We start from the raw sequence: 15,375 nt of genomic DNA on the forward strand, positions 1-15,375 counted from the left end.
CGTTATTCAATGGGGATTGTTGGATAATCATGAAATAGAATGTTTTTCAAGATCCGATAAAGGGTATGAAGTGGTGATACTTACTTAGAAAAGAGGGAATATATGCGCTGGATTATTGATCGACCAAAGCTAATGGTCTTATTCTTTACAATGCTAACGGTTGTCGGAGCGATTAGCTTTACGCAGCTTTCACAACGAGAAATACCAGAATTTGAACCGCCAATTGGTCAAATTATTACCGCTTACCCAGGCGCTTCATCAGAAGAAGTGGAGCGACAAATTACAAGTCAAATCGAAGATATTTTAAGTGGGTATGAAGAAATTGCTTCCTATGAATCGGTTTCTGCACCTAGCTTATCTCTTATTACGGTCGAACTCGACGAAAGTGTCGGAAAAGAATCGACTATTTGGAATGACGTATCTCAACAAGTAAATGGGCTCTCTTCCACGTTACCGGACGATGCTCTAAATCCTGAGGTAGAAACAGATCTAGGGGATCAAGGGCTCGCTACGTATCAAATCACCTATAATGAAAATGTAGACGTTGATGAGCTCATACAGCTCATTGATCTGTATGAAGAAAAGCTGTCTTCACTTGTTGATATAACAGGTGTTGACGTACAGGGAGTCGTAGAGCAAGAAATAGCGGTTAGGCTCGATGCGGAAGCAATGGAAGAGAACAACCTTTCATACGCACAAGTACTCGGAGTCTTGCAAGGTGAAGAAACTACATCACCGATAGGCGAATGGGAAACAGAAGGAGCCGTCGTTCCTGTTAATATGGAAACGTATCAGGATGTGTCTTCCTTTAATAATCTGCCTGTTGGTGTAGATGAAGAAGGCAACATTGTTCGACTGCAAGATGTTGGAGTGATGGAAAAAAGCTATAAAGCACGTGAAGAAGCTGTACAATTTAATGGTGAGCGAGCGTTGTCGTTAACCTTTACGTTACAGTCAGGTAGTAGTGTACCTGCCGCACAAAATGAACTCGACGGGTACGTTGATGAACTCGAAAGCGAGTTACCCGCAGGAGCAGAAATGGAGCTGTTATATTCCCAAAGTGACCTCGTATCAGAGCTTTTTGCAGATTTAGCGTGGTCATTTGGATTTGCTTTTCTAGCTGTTCTCATTGTGTGTTCATTAGGCTTGCGAATAGGGTCTGCCATCAGTGTGGCGATTGCCGTTCCTGTATCGCTTAGCATTGGCTCACTGGCACTACCATTTGCTAATGTTGATTTAAATCAAATTTCTCTTATTGCCTATATCCTTGTGCTAGCCATCTTAGTCGATGATGCCATTGTCGTCAATGATAATATTGAGCGTCAATTAAAGCTAGGCAAACCAGCAAAAGAGGCAGCGAGAAAAGGTACGACAGAAGTACTCGGTTCTGTTATTACGTCAACCATTATTGTGGTGTTTACATTCTTTCCGATTTTATTCTTACCAGGTGGAGCAGGGGAATTTATTCGTCCGCTACCTGTTGTTGTTATTAGTGCCATTGTTGCATCGACGGCCGTTGGCTTAATCGGTGTCCCTGTTTATCGTGTATGGAGAGAGAAACGAAAGCCAACAAAGCAAGATGGGCGATCAGCAGGTCTTGCAGGACCGCTTTTAGAAAAAGGTGGAAACTGGTATGGGCGGAAATTAATGAAAGGCGTTGTAAACCATCCCTTTATTGTTGCTTTCACGGGTTTAATTGTTGGGACGGCTGCATATGCTCTTATTCCATGGATTCCGATTGAGTTCTTCCCAGATTCTGATCGAGAAGAGGTGTTTGTTGAGACGACGTTAGCGGATGGTACACCACTTGCACAAACAGAGGAAGAAGCTGAAGCGATTGCCTCTTGGCTAGGAAGGCACGACTTTGTTCGGTCTGTATCTACCTATTCAGGAACATCCATTCCGCGTTTGTTTAACGCCAATGGTGGTGGCGAAGAAAGTCAAAACCAAGCAAATTTCCTAGTGTTTATTGATAAAGAGGAGATTGAAGCAAGAACAGCAATGGATCTATGGAGTGAAACGTTACCTGAAGCTTTTTCAGTTATTGAAACGTACGAGGTATCCATTATTGAATCCGGTCCTCCAGTAGGTGCACCCATTGCGATTGACATCAGTGGGCCATCTATTGACGAATTAATGGTGAAAAGTGCCGAGGCTAAGGAGCTTTTACTTAACGTAGACGGTGTGTTAAATGTTGATGATACCATTGGGAATCCCGTTCAATCGTATGTAGTTGAATTAAACCGAGAGGCAATGGAGGAGAATGGATTAACAAGTGATGAGCTTTCTCAGTCGTTGGCAGTACTTGGCGAAGGTATCCCGCTTGGAACATTTGATGAAGACGGAGAGTTACTTGATTGGCGTCTTGTCTTTGAAGGGGATGAACGTGAACTACTTGATACGGTAACGATAGCTGGTGAAACAGGAAATCGAGTTCCGTTAACTGACGTTGTTTCTCTCTCAGAGGAAGAAATCCAACCACGAATTCCTCGTCAACAAGGAGAGCGCTCTGTCACCGTTCGTGCTTTTCCAGCAGAGAACCAATCAGCTGATGACATTATTGCAGAAGTTGAAGACGAGCTTCTTGCGTTAGAAGAAAGTGACTACAGTGTTCAAATCGGTGGAGAAACGTCTGAGCGTACAGAAGTTTTTGTACAGATTGGCCAAATTTTTCTTATTGTCGTCTTTCTTATTCTAATTGCGATGGTCATTCAATTTTATTCATTAACGATTCCGTTCATTGTTCTTAGTGCAGTGTATTTGGCTTTTTCAGGAGCGATGATCGGACTGTTTCTAACACAAACAGGTTTAGGTTTTATGTCATTAATGGGTGGTGTTAGTCTAGCTGGGATTGTCGTTCGAAATGGGATTGTGCTCATTGAATTTATTGAACAGCGAAGAAGAGAGGGACTTCTACCTAAAGAAGCGGTGATGCTTGCAGCGGAACAACGTTTTCGACCGATTGTATTAACCTCGCTTGTAACGATTGCTGGTTTAATCCCAATTGCGTTTGGGAACAGCACGTTGTTTCAACCATTAGGCATTACCATTGTGTCTGGAGCACTATTTTCAGCGGTATTAACGTTATTTGTTGTACCGGCGCTTTATTTAGTGAGAGTACGTTTGAAAGAGGGTAAATTAGAGTAAAAGAAATTAATAAAAAAGCTGTTTTAGAGGGTTTACCCCACTAAAGCAGCTTTTTTTGGTTTGCGCCTTATTCAACTCGGTTTGAATCCGGTCGTGATTTTGAACTTGAGCGGTTATCTTCAAATTCTTCACGTGTAAAAACGTCGTCTACATTCATATTAAATTCAACAAGCTCTAATCCAGTCATTTGGTGAATATTTCTTGCTACACTCTCTTTAATATCCTTATAAATAGCTGGAATGCTCTTTCCGTATTCAACATATACTTCAAGGTCAATGGCTACTTGCTTTTCGCCGACGTCTGCGCGAATGCCTTTTGTAATACTTTCTTCTCTGCCGAATGTCTCTTTCATTCCTTGGAAGAAGCTTCCGCTCATACCGAGAATACCGTCTGTTTCAATTGTTGCTAATGCGGCAATTTTTTTTATGACTTCATCATCGTAGGTTAAGTGATTACGATTTTCTTGTTGCGTATTCTGTTGTTCCTGTTCTATTTGTTCAGTTGTTTTTTCTGTTGAACGAATTGTTGTGGCCATTTTGTATCACTCCTTTTTATCGTTAATCCTACCGAGTAGGAACGATGACTTATCCTGTGTGTAACCGTTCTTTAACAAGATTAAACATTTGCGTTACGAAACTTCCTACAATTCCGCTGCTAACAAAAGTGTGAGTGAAGAAAAATAGTCAGCTTACAGAAAGAATTATTAGAAAATAAGTAGTTGACAGTCTATTTAATCAAGAGTAGAATTTTCTTAAATCATATTAAAATACAAGGGATTATCGGAATAATACGAATGATAGAGAAGGAGGAGCGCGATTGAGCTATCTCTATAAAGAAATGCAAAATGGGGATTATGCGATTCTTAATTCGAAGTTGAAGAGTCGGGATAGTATTGATATTTTACGTTTTGCTCACGAAACTTATGGAAAGAACCTTGTCTATGCGTGTAGCTTTGGGGCAGAAGCAATGGTCATGCTTGATTTACTGTCCAAAGTCCAAAAAGACGCACAAATCCTTTTTTTAGATACAGACTTCCATTTTAAAGAAACGTATGACCTTATTGAAAAAGTCAAGCAACGGTATCCTCATATGAAGATCAAGTTAGCGAAATCATCCCTTACACCAGAAGAGCAGGAGAACCAATTTGGAGCGAAGCTTTGGTTAACAAATCCCGATCAATGTTGTCAAATCCGGAAATTAGATGTGCTGGAGCGGGAAATGGCACCGTTTGATGCGTGGTTGTCTGGCTTACGCAGGGAGCAGTCACCTACAAGAGCGAATACTGAATTTATTAATCAAGATAATCGATTTAAAAAAGTGAAGATTTGCCCACTTATCCATTGGACAGAAGAAGAAATTTGGATGTACATCGAGCTCCACAGACTTCCTTACAATCCGCTTCACGACCAGCATTATCCAAGTATTGGCTGCACCTATTGTACGAAACCGGTTATGCCAGGTCAGGACAATCGTAGTGGGCGCTGGCAAGGCAACCAAAAGACAGAATGTGGACTACACGCACCGACGAAAGGGGAAAAATAATGGTGGTAAAAGAGAAGGAACTTGTACAGCTTTACGATCCAACTTACGCAATAAAAGGGATAGAGGCAGAGATTGAACTGGATGGTTTTGCTCTGTCGGATTTAGAGTTAATTGGAATTGGGGGGTTTTCACCGTTAACAGGTTTTTTAAATGAAGAAGACTATCAATCAGTTGTTGACAGCATGCGTTTAGTTAATGGCGCACCATGGAGTATTCCCATCACATTACCAGTTAATCAGCAAAAGGCAGAATTATTGAAAAATCATACAAAAGCCAAGCTTGTGTATAAAGGCGACGTTTATGGTGTGATTACGATTGAAACCATCTATCAACCTGATAAAAAGCGAGAAGCGAAGCACGTGTACCAAACCGAGGACACGGAGCATCCAGGAGTTGCAAAGCTCTTTTCTAGACCGAGTGTGTACGTCGGTGGCGATATTGTACTAATAAAACGATTAGAACGGGAGCAGTTCGGTTCTTATTATCTTGATCCAGCGGAAACCCGGGAACAGTTTGCTGAAAAGGGTTGGAAAACCGTTGTTGGTTTTCAAACACGCAATCCGGTTCACCGTGCTCATGAATACATACAAAAAGCAGCGCTAGAAACGGTGGACGGGTTATTCTTAAATCCACTTGTTGGAGAAACGAAGGCAGGAGATATTCCAGCAGACGTTAGAATGGAAAGTTATGAGGTTTTGCTAGCAAACTACTATCCTCAAGAGCGTGTTCATTTGTCTGTTTTTCCAGCTGCTATGCGCTATGCAGGCCCAAGAGAAGCAATCTTCCATGCGCTTGTTCGAAAAAATTACGGCTGCACGCATTTTATCGTTGGGCGTGATCATGCTGGTGTAGGAAATTATTATGGAACCTATGACGCACAGGAGATTTTTAAGGAATTTAAGCCGGATGAATTAGGCATCAAACCCCTTTTCTTTGAGCACAGTTTCTTCTGCAAAGCATGCGGTAACATGGCATCGTCTAAAACGTGTCCACATGAGCGTACTCAGCATGTCATTCTATCTGGTACAAAGGTTCGTGAGATGTTAGCAAAAGGGGAACTGCCACCAGCGGAATTTAGTCGGAAAGAAGTCGTTGAAATTTTAATTCGTGGTCAGCAGGAGGCAGGTGCATGAGTAAATCGGTTGACAATCTTGTTTGGCATGAAGCAACGATTACAAAAGAAGACCGCCAAACGAAAAACAATCATAAAAGCTGTTTACTTTGGTTTACTGGCTTGTCTGGATCAGGTAAATCAACGTTAGCCAATGCTCTTGATCAAGTGCTATATAACAATCACTTAAACAGCTACGTGTTAGACGGGGATAACATTCGCCAAGGACTGAATCAAGATTTAGGATTCACTGATGCTGATAGAGTAGAGAATATTCGTCGTATTGGCGAAGTGAGTAAATTGTTTGTTGATGCGGGCACCATTGTATCAACAGCTTTTATTTCGCCATTTGAAAATGATCGTCAACGTGTACGGGAGCGTTTTGCTGAAAATGAATTTATTGAAGTGTATGTCAAATGCGATTTAGAAGAGTGTGAAAAGCGAGATGTAAAAGGCTTGTATAAAAAAGCAAGGGCAGGAGAAATTCCACACTTCACAGGTATTAGTTCGCCTTATGAAGCACCGAGTCATCCAGAGATTGTTGTAGACACGGCAAAGGAAACCATTGAACAATCGGTAGAAAAACTGGTGAACTATTTAAAGGAAAAACAGATTGTAAGGTAAGGGGGCAACACATGAGTAGAGGAACCGTTTACCTTATTGGAGCAGGTCCCGGGGATATTGGGCTTATTAGTTATAAAGGAATGAAGCGATTGCGACAAGCTGATGTGGTACTGTACGACAGGCTTGTCAACCCTTTACTTCTAGAGGAAGTAAAAGATGGAGCCGAGTTGATTTATGTCGGTAAGCTCCCAAATCGCCACATTTTAAGGCAAGAGGCCATTCACGATGAACTGGTACGTCAAGCCGATATTCATCAAACCGTCGTTCGGTTAAAGGGAGGCGATCCTAGTGTATTTGGCCGGGTAGGAGAAGAGGCAGCGTTTTTAGAGCGTTATCAAGTCCCGTTTGAAATTATACCAGGTATCACATCTGGCATTGCGGTACCAGCTTATGCAAATGTTCCAGTTACCCATCGAACGAAGGGTACGAGTTTTGCGGTCGCAACCGGGCACAGTCAAAAAGAGAATTCACTTGAACTGGACTGGTCAGGGCTTGCTAAAATTGACACGGTTGCTTTTTATATGGGGGTAAAAAATCTTCCGCGAATTGTTGAGAACTTTATTCAACATGGTCGTCTTGAAAATGAAAGCGTCTTATGCATTCAATGGGGAACGACGAGCAAGCAAAAAGTGGTGAAAGCAACGTTAGCGACTATTGTTGAAGAAGTAAAGAGTCACGGTATTGGGAACCCAGCCATTACGCTTGTCGGTAAAGTAGCTGAGCTTTATGAGGGGAAAAGTTGGTTTGAGGATCGGCCTTTATTTGGGCATTATCCACTTGTGTTAACAGAAGATGCCTCAACCTTAGTAAGCGATTTAAGACAAGCAGGTGCGGAGGCATTCGCTCCTAAAGTAGCGCTTCGAAGGGATGGAAATGGCGTTTTCTTTTATTCTAGCGATGACGTAGAAGTGTTTATTCAACAGTTAAGAGAAGATATGGTGGATATTCGGACGGTTTCGCTCAACCTTGTGGCTATGACGGCAAGCGCCCAGGATGCGCTTAAGCACTATGGTCTTTTATCCTCTCCGTTAGAGGAGGAAGTAGAGGAGTGGTCTTCGTTTTTACATTTGGAACGAACGTGGACAACTGCAACAAAAGTTATTCTAGAACGTTTACAAGAGGAGCAATCGATTACAGCTATTATTCTATCGTCTTCTCAACAACTACCAAGCTTACTTAAGGTCGTTGAACAGTACCCTGAATTAAGGGAACTTCCAATCTATAGCAACAAAGAGGAAGTGGTAAAAGCGTTGCTGACACTAGGGTTTCATGGAGTTCAAGTGAGCGCTCCCACCTCCAGCGTGTTAGGGCAGTGGTTATATGCAAGGCAAGGGAAGGTGATAAACCGTGCAAGCCGTTCTTTACGTCGGTCATGGCAGCCGAGTTCAAACGGGTAATGAGCAGTTTAAAACGTTCATTGATCGTATAAAGCCATCCTTTTCTCATTTTCAAACGTTCGCCTTTATCGAGTTAACCGCGCCGACGATTCAAGAAGGCATTGACCGTTGTATACAGGCAGGGGCGACAAAAATTGCTGTTGTTCCGGTTCTGTTATTAACGGCGTACCATGCCAACAAAGATATTCCAGATGAATTGAGAAAAGCGAAGAGACGGTACCCATCGATAGCATTTACATATGGGCGCCCTTTTGGCATTCATCAGGATGTCATTCAAGTAGCTATTGATCGTCTTCAACGGGCAGGGTTACAAGCAATGAACGGTATACGTGAAGAGGGGACGACTATTTTAGTCATTGGACGAGGATCAAGTGATGGAAACCAACCGAGTGATGTAGCAAAAATTGGACGACTTTTATATGAACGTCTAGCGTGTGATAACGTGGAAATAGCCTTTCTTGCTGCGACAACACCAACTGTAGAGCAAGGGTTATTGAAGTGTGAGCAATTACGTGCAAAGAACGTTTACGTGTTGCCGTATTTATTATTTACAGGTGTACTAATGAATGAACTAGAAGAACGAATTGGAGTACGAAATGAAGGAACAGATACAAACTACATTCTCTGTGATTTTCTAGGATTCGATTTTGGTTTAGAAGGTGTACTAGAAGCACGGGCAAAAGAAGCGATCGAAATGGAGCCGGTTATCCTATGAGCCATGCCCTTCCTTACATGATTCAAGTTTCGCAATTATCAATAACGGTCGTTGGAGGAGGAATGGTTGCGAAGAAACGCACGCAATCGCTCGTTGATGCTGGAGCGCACATTCATCTCGTTACCCCGCGTTTGGAGGGTGATTGGGATGAACTTCTTCGTTCACACAAAGTTACGTGGGAAGCACGTGAAGGAACATATGAAGAATGTTTTTTAGCGGATTGGGTTTTTCTTTGTACCAATAATTCCGCTTTACATGATGGGTTTAAGCGAAACAAAGCACCTCGCCAAATGATTTATCGTTGCGATGTAGCACAAGATGGCAGTTTCTATGTACCAGCATCCATCCAAAAAGGGTTATTAAGTGTGAGCGTATCGACAGCCGGCGCAAGCCCATCGTACACAAAACAATTAAAAGAAACACTTGAAGCCGTCTTGCCTACACATGCAGCTGAGGATTTACAATTTTTACAGCAAGCGAGAAAAAGAATACTCGCTCAAAAAGGAGAAAGGCAAGCTAAGCTAAAGCTGTTAAAAGAATTAGCGTCAAAGGACCGTTTGAGAAACCCTAACCGGGAAGAGTGGTTAAACGAGGCGTGCGCGTTAGTAGAAAAAGAGAGAAGATAAGAGGTGGAAGAATTTGCAGTTGCAACCAACGAATAGTCCATTTACTCAACAACAAGTTGAATGGCTAAATCAATTACTACCAACCTTAACGCCAGAGCAAAAAGTTTGGCTGAGTGGTTTTATGGCAGCGTCAGGAAGCTCAGCGAGTACAGAAGTAGCGGCTAGTGCGGAGGTGAAGAGCGAGCCAACAAAAGAAGACGCGATCGCAGCGAAGGGTGAGGTAACGATTTTATATGGTTCCCAAACAGGGAATAGTCAACAGCTAGCAGAGCTTGCAGCAACTCAGTTAAAAGAACAAGGCGTAGACGTGATTTTGTCGTCTATGCATACATACAAGCCAAAACAATTAAAAGATGTTAAGCAGTTGCTCATTGTTGTTAGTACACATGGAGAAGGTGAACCACCAGATCATGCAATTACCTTCCACGAATTTTTATATAGTAGAAAAGCGCCTAAATTAGAAGGGTTGGCCTATTCAGTCCTTGCGTTAGGAGACTCATCTTATGAATTTTTCTGTCAGACAGGAAAAGACTTTGATGAGCGTTTAACAGAATTAGGTGGAACCCGGTTATATCCTCGTGTTGATTGCGATCTTGATTTTGATGAAGAAGCAAATGAATGGATAACAGGGGTGGTGAAAAGCTTAGCTGAACAAAGCGGAGAACCGGAGGGTGTGGTTCAAACAGAAACACAAGCAGCATCCGCAACAAGCACGACTTATTCTCGTTCAAACCCGTTCCAAGCAGAGGTGCTTACCAATCTGAATTTAAATGGACGAGGCTCAGCCAAAGAAACCCGACATCTAGAATTGTCACTTGAGGGATCGGGACTATCTTATGCACCTGGAGATAGCGTTGGTATTTTTCCGGAGAATGATCAAGCGCTTGTGGAAGCATTATTAGAGACAACAGGCTGGGATGAAGAAGAGGCAGTTACCATTAACAAAAAAGGCGATGTAGCACCATTAAAGAATGCACTTTGTTGTCACTTTGAAATTACGGTGCTCACAAAGCCTCTATTGGAAAAAGCCTCATTGCTGACAGATAATCAAGCATTAAAGACATTGCTTCAACCAGATCATGCAGAAGAATTAAAAGCTTATCTAGAAGGACGTGATCTTCTGGATTTGTACGAAGACTTCGGCCCTTGGAACGCAGGAGCAGCAAATTTTGCTGCGATTCTAAGAAAGATCCCACCTCGCTTGTATTCCATCGCAAGTAGTTACGAAGCAGAACCAGAAGAAGTCCATTTAACCATTGGGGCTGTACGCTATGATGCAAATGGACGAAGTCGATCTGGGGTATGTTCTGTGGAATGTGCAGAGCGGAAAGAACCAGGTGATACAGTATCTATTTTCATACAAAAAAATGAAAGCTTCCGTTTGCCAAGTGAAGAAGCACCCATTATTATGATCGGTCCAGGAACAGGTGTAGCACCGTTTCGTGCCTTTTTAGAAGAACGAGACGAGCGTGGTAGTGAAAGCCCAGCTTGGTTGTTTTTCGGCGATCAGCACTTCACAACGGATTTTCTGTATCAAACTGATTTTCAACGCTGGTTAAAAGACGGTGTTCTCTCGAAAATGGATGTGGCATTCTCGCGGGATACAGCGGAGAAAGTGTATGTACAGCACCGGATGAAAGAGCATGGGTCTGAACTATTCACATGGTTAGAGGACGGTGCTTATGTGTATGTATGTGGAGACGAAAAACACATGGCAAAAGACGTACAAGATACACTGATTGAAATTATACAAGACGAAGGTCAGAAAACAGAGGAAGAAGCAGTCGCGTATTTAACGACAATGCAGCAGCAAAACCGCTACTTGCGAGACGTATATTAATGGAGGGATATAATTGACGAATAAAGACGCAATTCAGGCACAGGATGGACCTCCGAGTGACGTAGAGCGGATAAAACGCGAAAGCAATTATTTACGTGGAACGCTAACAGAGGCGCTGGCAGAACCGATTTCGTCAGGTATTAATGATGATGATAACCGCTTAATGAAATTCCACGGCAGTTATTTGCAAGATGATCGTGACTTAAGAGAGGAACGAAGACAGCAAAAGCTTGAGCCTGCTTACCAATTCATGGTTCGAGTTCGATTACCGGGAGGGGTGGCAACACCTGAACAGTGGCTAAAAATGGATGAACTTGCGCACGAGTATGGAAATGGCACATTACGGTTAACGACGCGACAAACGTTTCAAATGCACGGCATTTTAAAATGGAATATGAAAAAGAGCATTCAAGGCATAAACGAGGCTTTAATGGACACGATTGCAGCGTGTGGAGATGTGAACCGAAATGTCATGATTACGCCGAACCCTTATCAATCGGAGTATCACCAAGAGGTATATGAGTATGCGCGGAAATTAAGCGATGACTTGTTACCGAAAACACGAGCTTATCATGAAATATGGCTCGATGAAGAGAAAGTGGCAGAGACACCGAAGCAAGAAGAATTGGAACCGATGTATGGAGCGCTCTATCTCCCTCGAAAATTTAAAATTGGCGTAGCCATTCCACCAGCGAATGATGTGGATGTCTTTTCTCAAGACATTGGCTATATTGCCGTTATTGAAGATGGGAAGTTACAAGGCTTTAACGTTGCTGTCGGTGGAGGCATGGGGATGACCCATGGCGATAAACAAACCTATCCTCAGCTTGGGCGTGTCATTGGCTTTTGCAAACCAGATCAAATGGTAGAAATTGCAGAAAAGCTCATTACGATCCAGCGGGACTACGGTAATCGTTCCGAGCGGAAATATGCGCGCTTCAAATATACAATTGATAAGCGTGGCCTTGATTGGTTGGTGTCTGAACTTCGTGATCGCTTAGGTTGGCAGCTTGGCGAAGCAAAATCGTTTCAATTTGATCATAATGGGGATCGTTATGGGTGGACAAAGGGCATTCGTGGACGGTGGCATTTTACATTATTTGTACAAAACGGCCGAATTAAAGACGACGCTGACTATCAACTGATGACTGGTTTGCGAGAAATTGCCAAGGTTCATACAGGGGATTTTCGTTTAACAGGAAACCAAAACGTCATCATTAGCAATGTGACAACGGCGAAGAAAAAACAACTAACAGCGTTAATTGAACAGTATGGGTTATCAGATGGTACGTATACATCGGGATTACGAAGAAATTCAATGGCGTGCGTAGCCTTCCCTACATGTGGCTTAGCGATGGCAGAATCAGAACGGTATCTCCCCTCTCTTGTGACAAAGCTTGAATATGTACTAGATGATGCAGGCTTAAAAGATGAAGATATTACCATTCGAATGGCTGGCTGTCCTAATGGCTGTTCCCGTGCGGCAATAGCTGAAATTGGTTTTATTGGAAAAGCGCCAGGGAAGTACAATCTTTATTTAGGTGCAGGTTTTGCCGGAGAGCGTCTCAGTAAAATGTATAAGGAAAACATCGGCGAAGCGGAAATTCTCGATACGTTGTCTCCAATCATTCATGATTATTCAAAAAGACGTACAGAAAACGAGCGCTTTGGCGATTTCGTCATTCGTTCTGGTTACATTAAGAAGACAGAATCAGGAACGGATTTTCATAACTAGTGAGCCGACGCTTTCTTTTCCTAGGATAAACTGTTGTCTTGGCATGTTTTGGCTTAGCTGTTGGACAAAGCTAGTATGAAAGAGAGCCATTAAGAAACGAAAACAAAACCCCGACACAATAAACGGTGTCGGGGTATCGTTATTTTCGACCTTTCACAAGCTGAATGATTAATACAATTAATGCAACAATCAGAAGTAAATTAATAAAGCCACCAGCAACATCAAGCACAAGTCCGACGAGCCAGACAGCAAGGATAATACCAAGAATGGTCCAAAGCATAATGAATTCCTCCCTATTTAACATAATGTAATACTAGTATCATCCCCTATTGTTTAAGCAGATAAACATTTGCTGCAATTCATTCGAATCTCCATGTGAACAAGTACCCCCTTTAAAAGAAAAAAGACATATTATGAACATTCCTTTCATAGAATACTGACACAGCACTTTTTTGCAAGGGGGACGAGTTGTGCACAAATGGTTGATAACGAGTCTGTTAATTATGCCTTTGTTTTTAGGCGGAGAACGTGAACCTGGAGACAGCATAGAAGTAGATTGGACAAGCTCTATATTAGAAGTAGATTATCGAGTAGGAGAAGAACAGTTATCAAAAGCGTACTCTACTTTGGCTACGAAAGAAGGTAGCCAAGCGAGAATCCTTATTGAGATTGATACGGCTTCTGCGTATGGTGAAGAATTGCTTTTGTTGGCAGAAGAACTCCACTTGGAACTGGAAGAAAGGGAACCCGGTTTAAGTCGAGGGATTATCGCTAAAGCCGATTCATCTCTACAGCAACGTCATGTGAAATTGAATATTGGGGGCGTTGATAACACAAGTGAAGAATTAGAGAACTCGTTGTCATTAGTGAAAGAACTAATCGATCAGCTCGAGCAGTAGGCGTTTGTCCGTTTAGCGACAAGCGTTTTTTGGGCTTGCTCTGTTGACGATTGACATTTCTCTATTCTAGGTACAAACTCAAATGGTAGAAAAAGGAACAAGGGATCTTTAAATGAGGTGAATACTAAAAATGGAACCGAAATGGTTGTTATGGGCGAAACAAATCCAAGGGATTGCACAATCAGGAAGAGCTTTTTCAAAGGATCCGTTCGATCAAGAACGATACAATGAATTACTTGATTTAAGTGCAGACATTCTAGCTACTTATGGAGATGTAGATACAGAGGTGGTTAAAGCGTTATTTGCTAAAGAATCGGGTTATCAGACCCCAAAAGTGGATGTTCGTGGCGTTATCTTTCAACATGGAAAAATCTTGTTAGTGCGTGAAAAAGCAGAACAAAAGTGGTCATTACCTGGAGGTTTTTGTGATGTGGGACTGTCGGCAAAGGAAAATGTCGAGAAAGAGATTTTTGAAGAAGCAGGGTTTCGTACGAAGGCAAGCAAGCTTTTAGCGCTTTATGATATGCAAAAGCATGGACATCCTCCCCAGCCCTTTCACTATTATAAAGTGTTCTTACAATGCGACATTATGAACGGAACTGCTTCAAGAGGTCCTGAAACCGATCAAGTGATGTTTTTTTCTAAGAGCGAGTTGCCTGAACTATCAACGAGCCGTAATACGGAAGAACAGATTTTATCCATGTTTGCTTTTATGAGTGAACCGAATCGACTACCGTATTTTGATTGAATAAGTCGTGACAAAACTTGGAACAGCATTTACAAAAACGGTGGCGCCTGTCTAAAATAAAATGAAACCTTTTTCATAGAAACAAAGTAAAGAAAGTAGATTAATGTGACATGGAGTGTGAAAAAATGAAAAAAATGGTCAATGTGACACCCTCGCATTTCATAGAGAACTTACAACAGAAAGACTATGGATCTATTTATCAGCAATTAAGTGCGGATTACCAAGCAGAACTAAGCTATGAAGCGCTTGAAGCTATTTGCGAAGAGGTTATGGAGAATAATCCCACGTTCGAATTGGTTTCTAAGATGACTTTACAGGAGTTTGTGGAACACCAATGGTTGGCGAGAGAAGAACGACTTGGCATTCGCGCTTGGTTTACAGAAGATGGACGTATTCATCTCCTTCATTTTATGCCCGTAAACATGAATGCTAACAGCGACAATGTTGTTACAGCGAACACCTATCAATTTCCTTTTAAAGGAGAATGGCTGACATTTTGGGGTGGACAAAATGAAATCGTCAATTACCATTACCCAATTGAATCACAGCGTTATGCGTATGATTTTGTCGTTAACCGTAATGGCTTTACATTCGATGGTTCACCTGATCAAAATGAAAACTATTATGCGTTTGGCAAAGAAGTATTTGCACCTTATAAAGGAACGGTTGCAACCGTTGTATCGAATCAAAAGGATGTGACGCCGGGGACGATGACAAACGAAACAGAACCGTTTGGAAACTATGTGATTCTAGCCCATGAGCAGGATGAATACAGCCTCATTTGTCATTTAAAAGAAAATAGCATAACCGTAAGAGAAGGAGATGTAGTAGAGCAAGGGGCTTTACTTGGACAATGTGGCAATTCTGGTCATACTTCTGAACCTCATATCCATTTTCATGTGATGAATGGTCTTGACCCGTATCGTGCGGCATCTATTCGAATAAAAAGCGAAAAGGAACCTGTAAGAGGTACGTTCGTTTGCGTGTAGGA

General features: G+C 42.1%; 14 protein-coding genes. 12 read left to right on the forward strand and 2 right to left on the reverse strand.

The genetic code is table 11. The annotated features are described in order from the left end of the window. The first annotated feature begins 102 nt into the window (after nt 1-102). Nucleotides 103-3,147, forward strand: coding sequence for an efflux RND transporter permease subunit (locus tag FPV17_RS04630; protein ID WP_144558313.1), 3,045 nt, complete (start codon nt 103-105; stop codon nt 3,145-3,147). Nucleotides 3,148-3,214: 67 nt separating this feature from the next. Here FPV17_RS04630 and FPV17_RS04635 read toward each other — a convergent pair whose 3' ends face one another. Then, nucleotides 3,215-3,682 carry an Asp23/Gls24 family envelope stress response protein gene (locus FPV17_RS04635; RefSeq protein ID WP_052007498.1) on the reverse strand — a complete coding sequence of 156 codons (468 nt, stop codon included), beginning with the start codon at nt 3,680-3,682 and terminating at the stop codon, nt 3,215-3,217. A 302-nt stretch (nt 3,683-3,984) separates the two neighbouring features. Here FPV17_RS04635 and FPV17_RS04640 point away from each other — a divergent pair, with 302 nt between their 5' ends. Genes FPV17_RS04640 through cysI form a run of 8 tightly spaced genes read left to right on the forward strand, consistent with a single transcriptional unit; the run spans nt 3,985 to nt 12,737 of the window. Continuing rightward, on the forward strand, nt 3,985-4,689 hold the full coding sequence (locus FPV17_RS04640; protein ID WP_144560414.1) for a phosphoadenylyl-sulfate reductase: 705 nt from the start codon (nt 3,985-3,987) through the stop codon (nt 4,687-4,689). Then, on the forward strand, nt 4,689-5,822 hold the full coding sequence (sat, locus tag FPV17_RS04645) for a sulfate adenylyltransferase (RefSeq protein ID WP_144558314.1): 1,134 nt from the start codon (nt 4,689-4,691) through the stop codon (nt 5,820-5,822). The genes FPV17_RS04640 and sat overlap by 1 nt, the downstream gene beginning before the upstream one ends. Further along, a complete protein-coding gene (cysC, locus tag FPV17_RS04650) occupies nt 5,819-6,424 on the forward strand; it encodes an adenylyl-sulfate kinase (RefSeq protein ID WP_144558315.1) in 606 nt (201 codons plus the stop codon). The genes sat and cysC overlap by 4 nt, the downstream gene beginning before the upstream one ends. Before the next feature lie 11 nt (nt 6,425-6,435). Continuing rightward, entirely contained in the window at nt 6,436-7,821 is a 1,386-nt protein-coding gene (gene cobA, locus FPV17_RS04655) for a uroporphyrinogen-III C-methyltransferase (protein ID WP_144558316.1), read from the forward strand. Then, complete coding sequence (locus FPV17_RS04660) at nt 7,772-8,536, forward strand: sirohydrochlorin chelatase (protein WP_035393038.1); 765 nt, start codon at nt 7,772-7,774, stop codon at nt 8,534-8,536. Before cobA ends, FPV17_RS04660 begins: the two co-directional genes overlap by 50 nt. Next, a complete protein-coding gene (locus tag FPV17_RS04665) occupies nt 8,533-9,162 on the forward strand; it encodes a precorrin-2 dehydrogenase/sirohydrochlorin ferrochelatase family protein (protein ID WP_144558317.1) in 630 nt (209 codons plus the stop codon). Before FPV17_RS04660 ends, FPV17_RS04665 begins: the two co-directional genes overlap by 4 nt. A gap of 13 nt (nt 9,163-9,175) precedes the next feature. Beyond that, the gene (locus FPV17_RS04670) at nt 9,176-11,002 is read left to right on the forward strand and encodes an assimilatory sulfite reductase (NADPH) flavoprotein subunit (protein ID WP_144558318.1); all 1,827 of its coding nucleotides are present in this window, start codon (nt 9,176-9,178) and stop codon (nt 11,000-11,002) included. A gap of 13 nt (nt 11,003-11,015) precedes the next feature. Beyond that, nucleotides 11,016-12,737 (forward strand): assimilatory sulfite reductase (NADPH) hemoprotein subunit, encoded by a 1,722-nt coding sequence (gene cysI, locus FPV17_RS04675; protein ID WP_144558319.1) that lies wholly within the window; start codon nt 11,016-11,018, stop codon nt 12,735-12,737. 139 nt (nt 12,738-12,876) lie between these two features. On the opposite strand, the gene FPV17_RS04680 is transcribed toward cysI, so the two are convergent. Next, on the reverse strand, nt 12,877-13,017 hold the full coding sequence (locus tag FPV17_RS04680; protein WP_144558320.1) for a lmo0937 family membrane protein: 141 nt from the start codon (nt 13,015-13,017) through the stop codon (nt 12,877-12,879). Between the two features lie 190 nt (nt 13,018-13,207). On the opposite strand from FPV17_RS04680, the gene FPV17_RS04685 reads away from it, so the two are divergent. The 3 genes from FPV17_RS04685 to FPV17_RS04695 all read left to right on the forward strand — a co-directional run bounded on the left by FPV17_RS04685 (nt 13,208) and on the right by FPV17_RS04695 (nt 15,373). After that, nucleotides 13,208-13,636, forward strand: a complete 429-nt coding sequence (locus FPV17_RS04685; RefSeq protein ID WP_035393036.1) for a stage II sporulation protein P — start codon at nt 13,208-13,210, stop codon at nt 13,634-13,636. A gap of 130 nt (nt 13,637-13,766) precedes the next feature. Then, a complete protein-coding gene (locus FPV17_RS04690; protein WP_144558321.1) occupies nt 13,767-14,384 on the forward strand; it encodes an NUDIX hydrolase in 618 nt (205 codons plus the stop codon). A gap of 125 nt (nt 14,385-14,509) precedes the next feature. Next, nucleotides 14,510-15,373, forward strand: coding sequence for a peptidoglycan DD-metalloendopeptidase family protein (locus FPV17_RS04695; RefSeq protein WP_052007495.1), 864 nt, complete (start codon nt 14,510-14,512; stop codon nt 15,371-15,373). Nucleotides 15,374-15,375: the final 2 nt, after the last annotated feature.

The organism is Shouchella miscanthi, assembly GCF_007725405.1.
GTDB classification, from domain to species: Bacteria; Bacillota; Bacilli; order Bacillales; family Bacillaceae_D; genus Shouchella; species Shouchella hunanensis.

Bases quoted from the DNA above. Each gene is read 5' to 3' on its own strand.
- FPV17_RS04680 (WP_144558320.1), bottom strand. From the start codon at position 13,017: ATGCTTTGGACCATTCTTGGTATTATCCTTGCTGTCTGGCTCGTCGGA.
- FPV17_RS04640 (WP_144560414.1), top strand. From the start codon at position 3,985: ATGCAAAATGGGGATTATGCGATTCTTAATTCGAAGTTGAAGAGTCGG.
- FPV17_RS04695 (WP_052007495.1), top strand. From the start codon at position 14,510: ATGAAAAAAATGGTCAATGTGACACCCTCGCATTTCATAGAGAACTTA.
- cobA (WP_144558316.1), top strand. From the start codon at position 6,436: ATGAGTAGAGGAACCGTTTACCTTATTGGAGCAGGTCCCGGGGATATT.
- FPV17_RS04630 (WP_144558313.1), top strand. From the start codon at position 103: ATGCGCTGGATTATTGATCGACCAAAGCTAATGGTCTTATTCTTTACA.
- FPV17_RS04665 (WP_144558317.1), top strand. From the start codon at position 8,533: ATGAGCCATGCCCTTCCTTACATGATTCAAGTTTCGCAATTATCAATA.
- FPV17_RS04635 (WP_052007498.1), bottom strand. From the start codon at position 3,682: ATGGCCACAACAATTCGTTCAACAGAAAAAACAACTGAACAAATAGAA.
- cysC (WP_144558315.1), top strand. From the start codon at position 5,819: ATGAGTAAATCGGTTGACAATCTTGTTTGGCATGAAGCAACGATTACA.
- sat (WP_144558314.1), top strand. From the start codon at position 4,689: ATGGTGGTAAAAGAGAAGGAACTTGTACAGCTTTACGATCCAACTTAC.
- FPV17_RS04690 (WP_144558321.1), top strand. From the start codon at position 13,767: ATGGAACCGAAATGGTTGTTATGGGCGAAACAAATCCAAGGGATTGCA.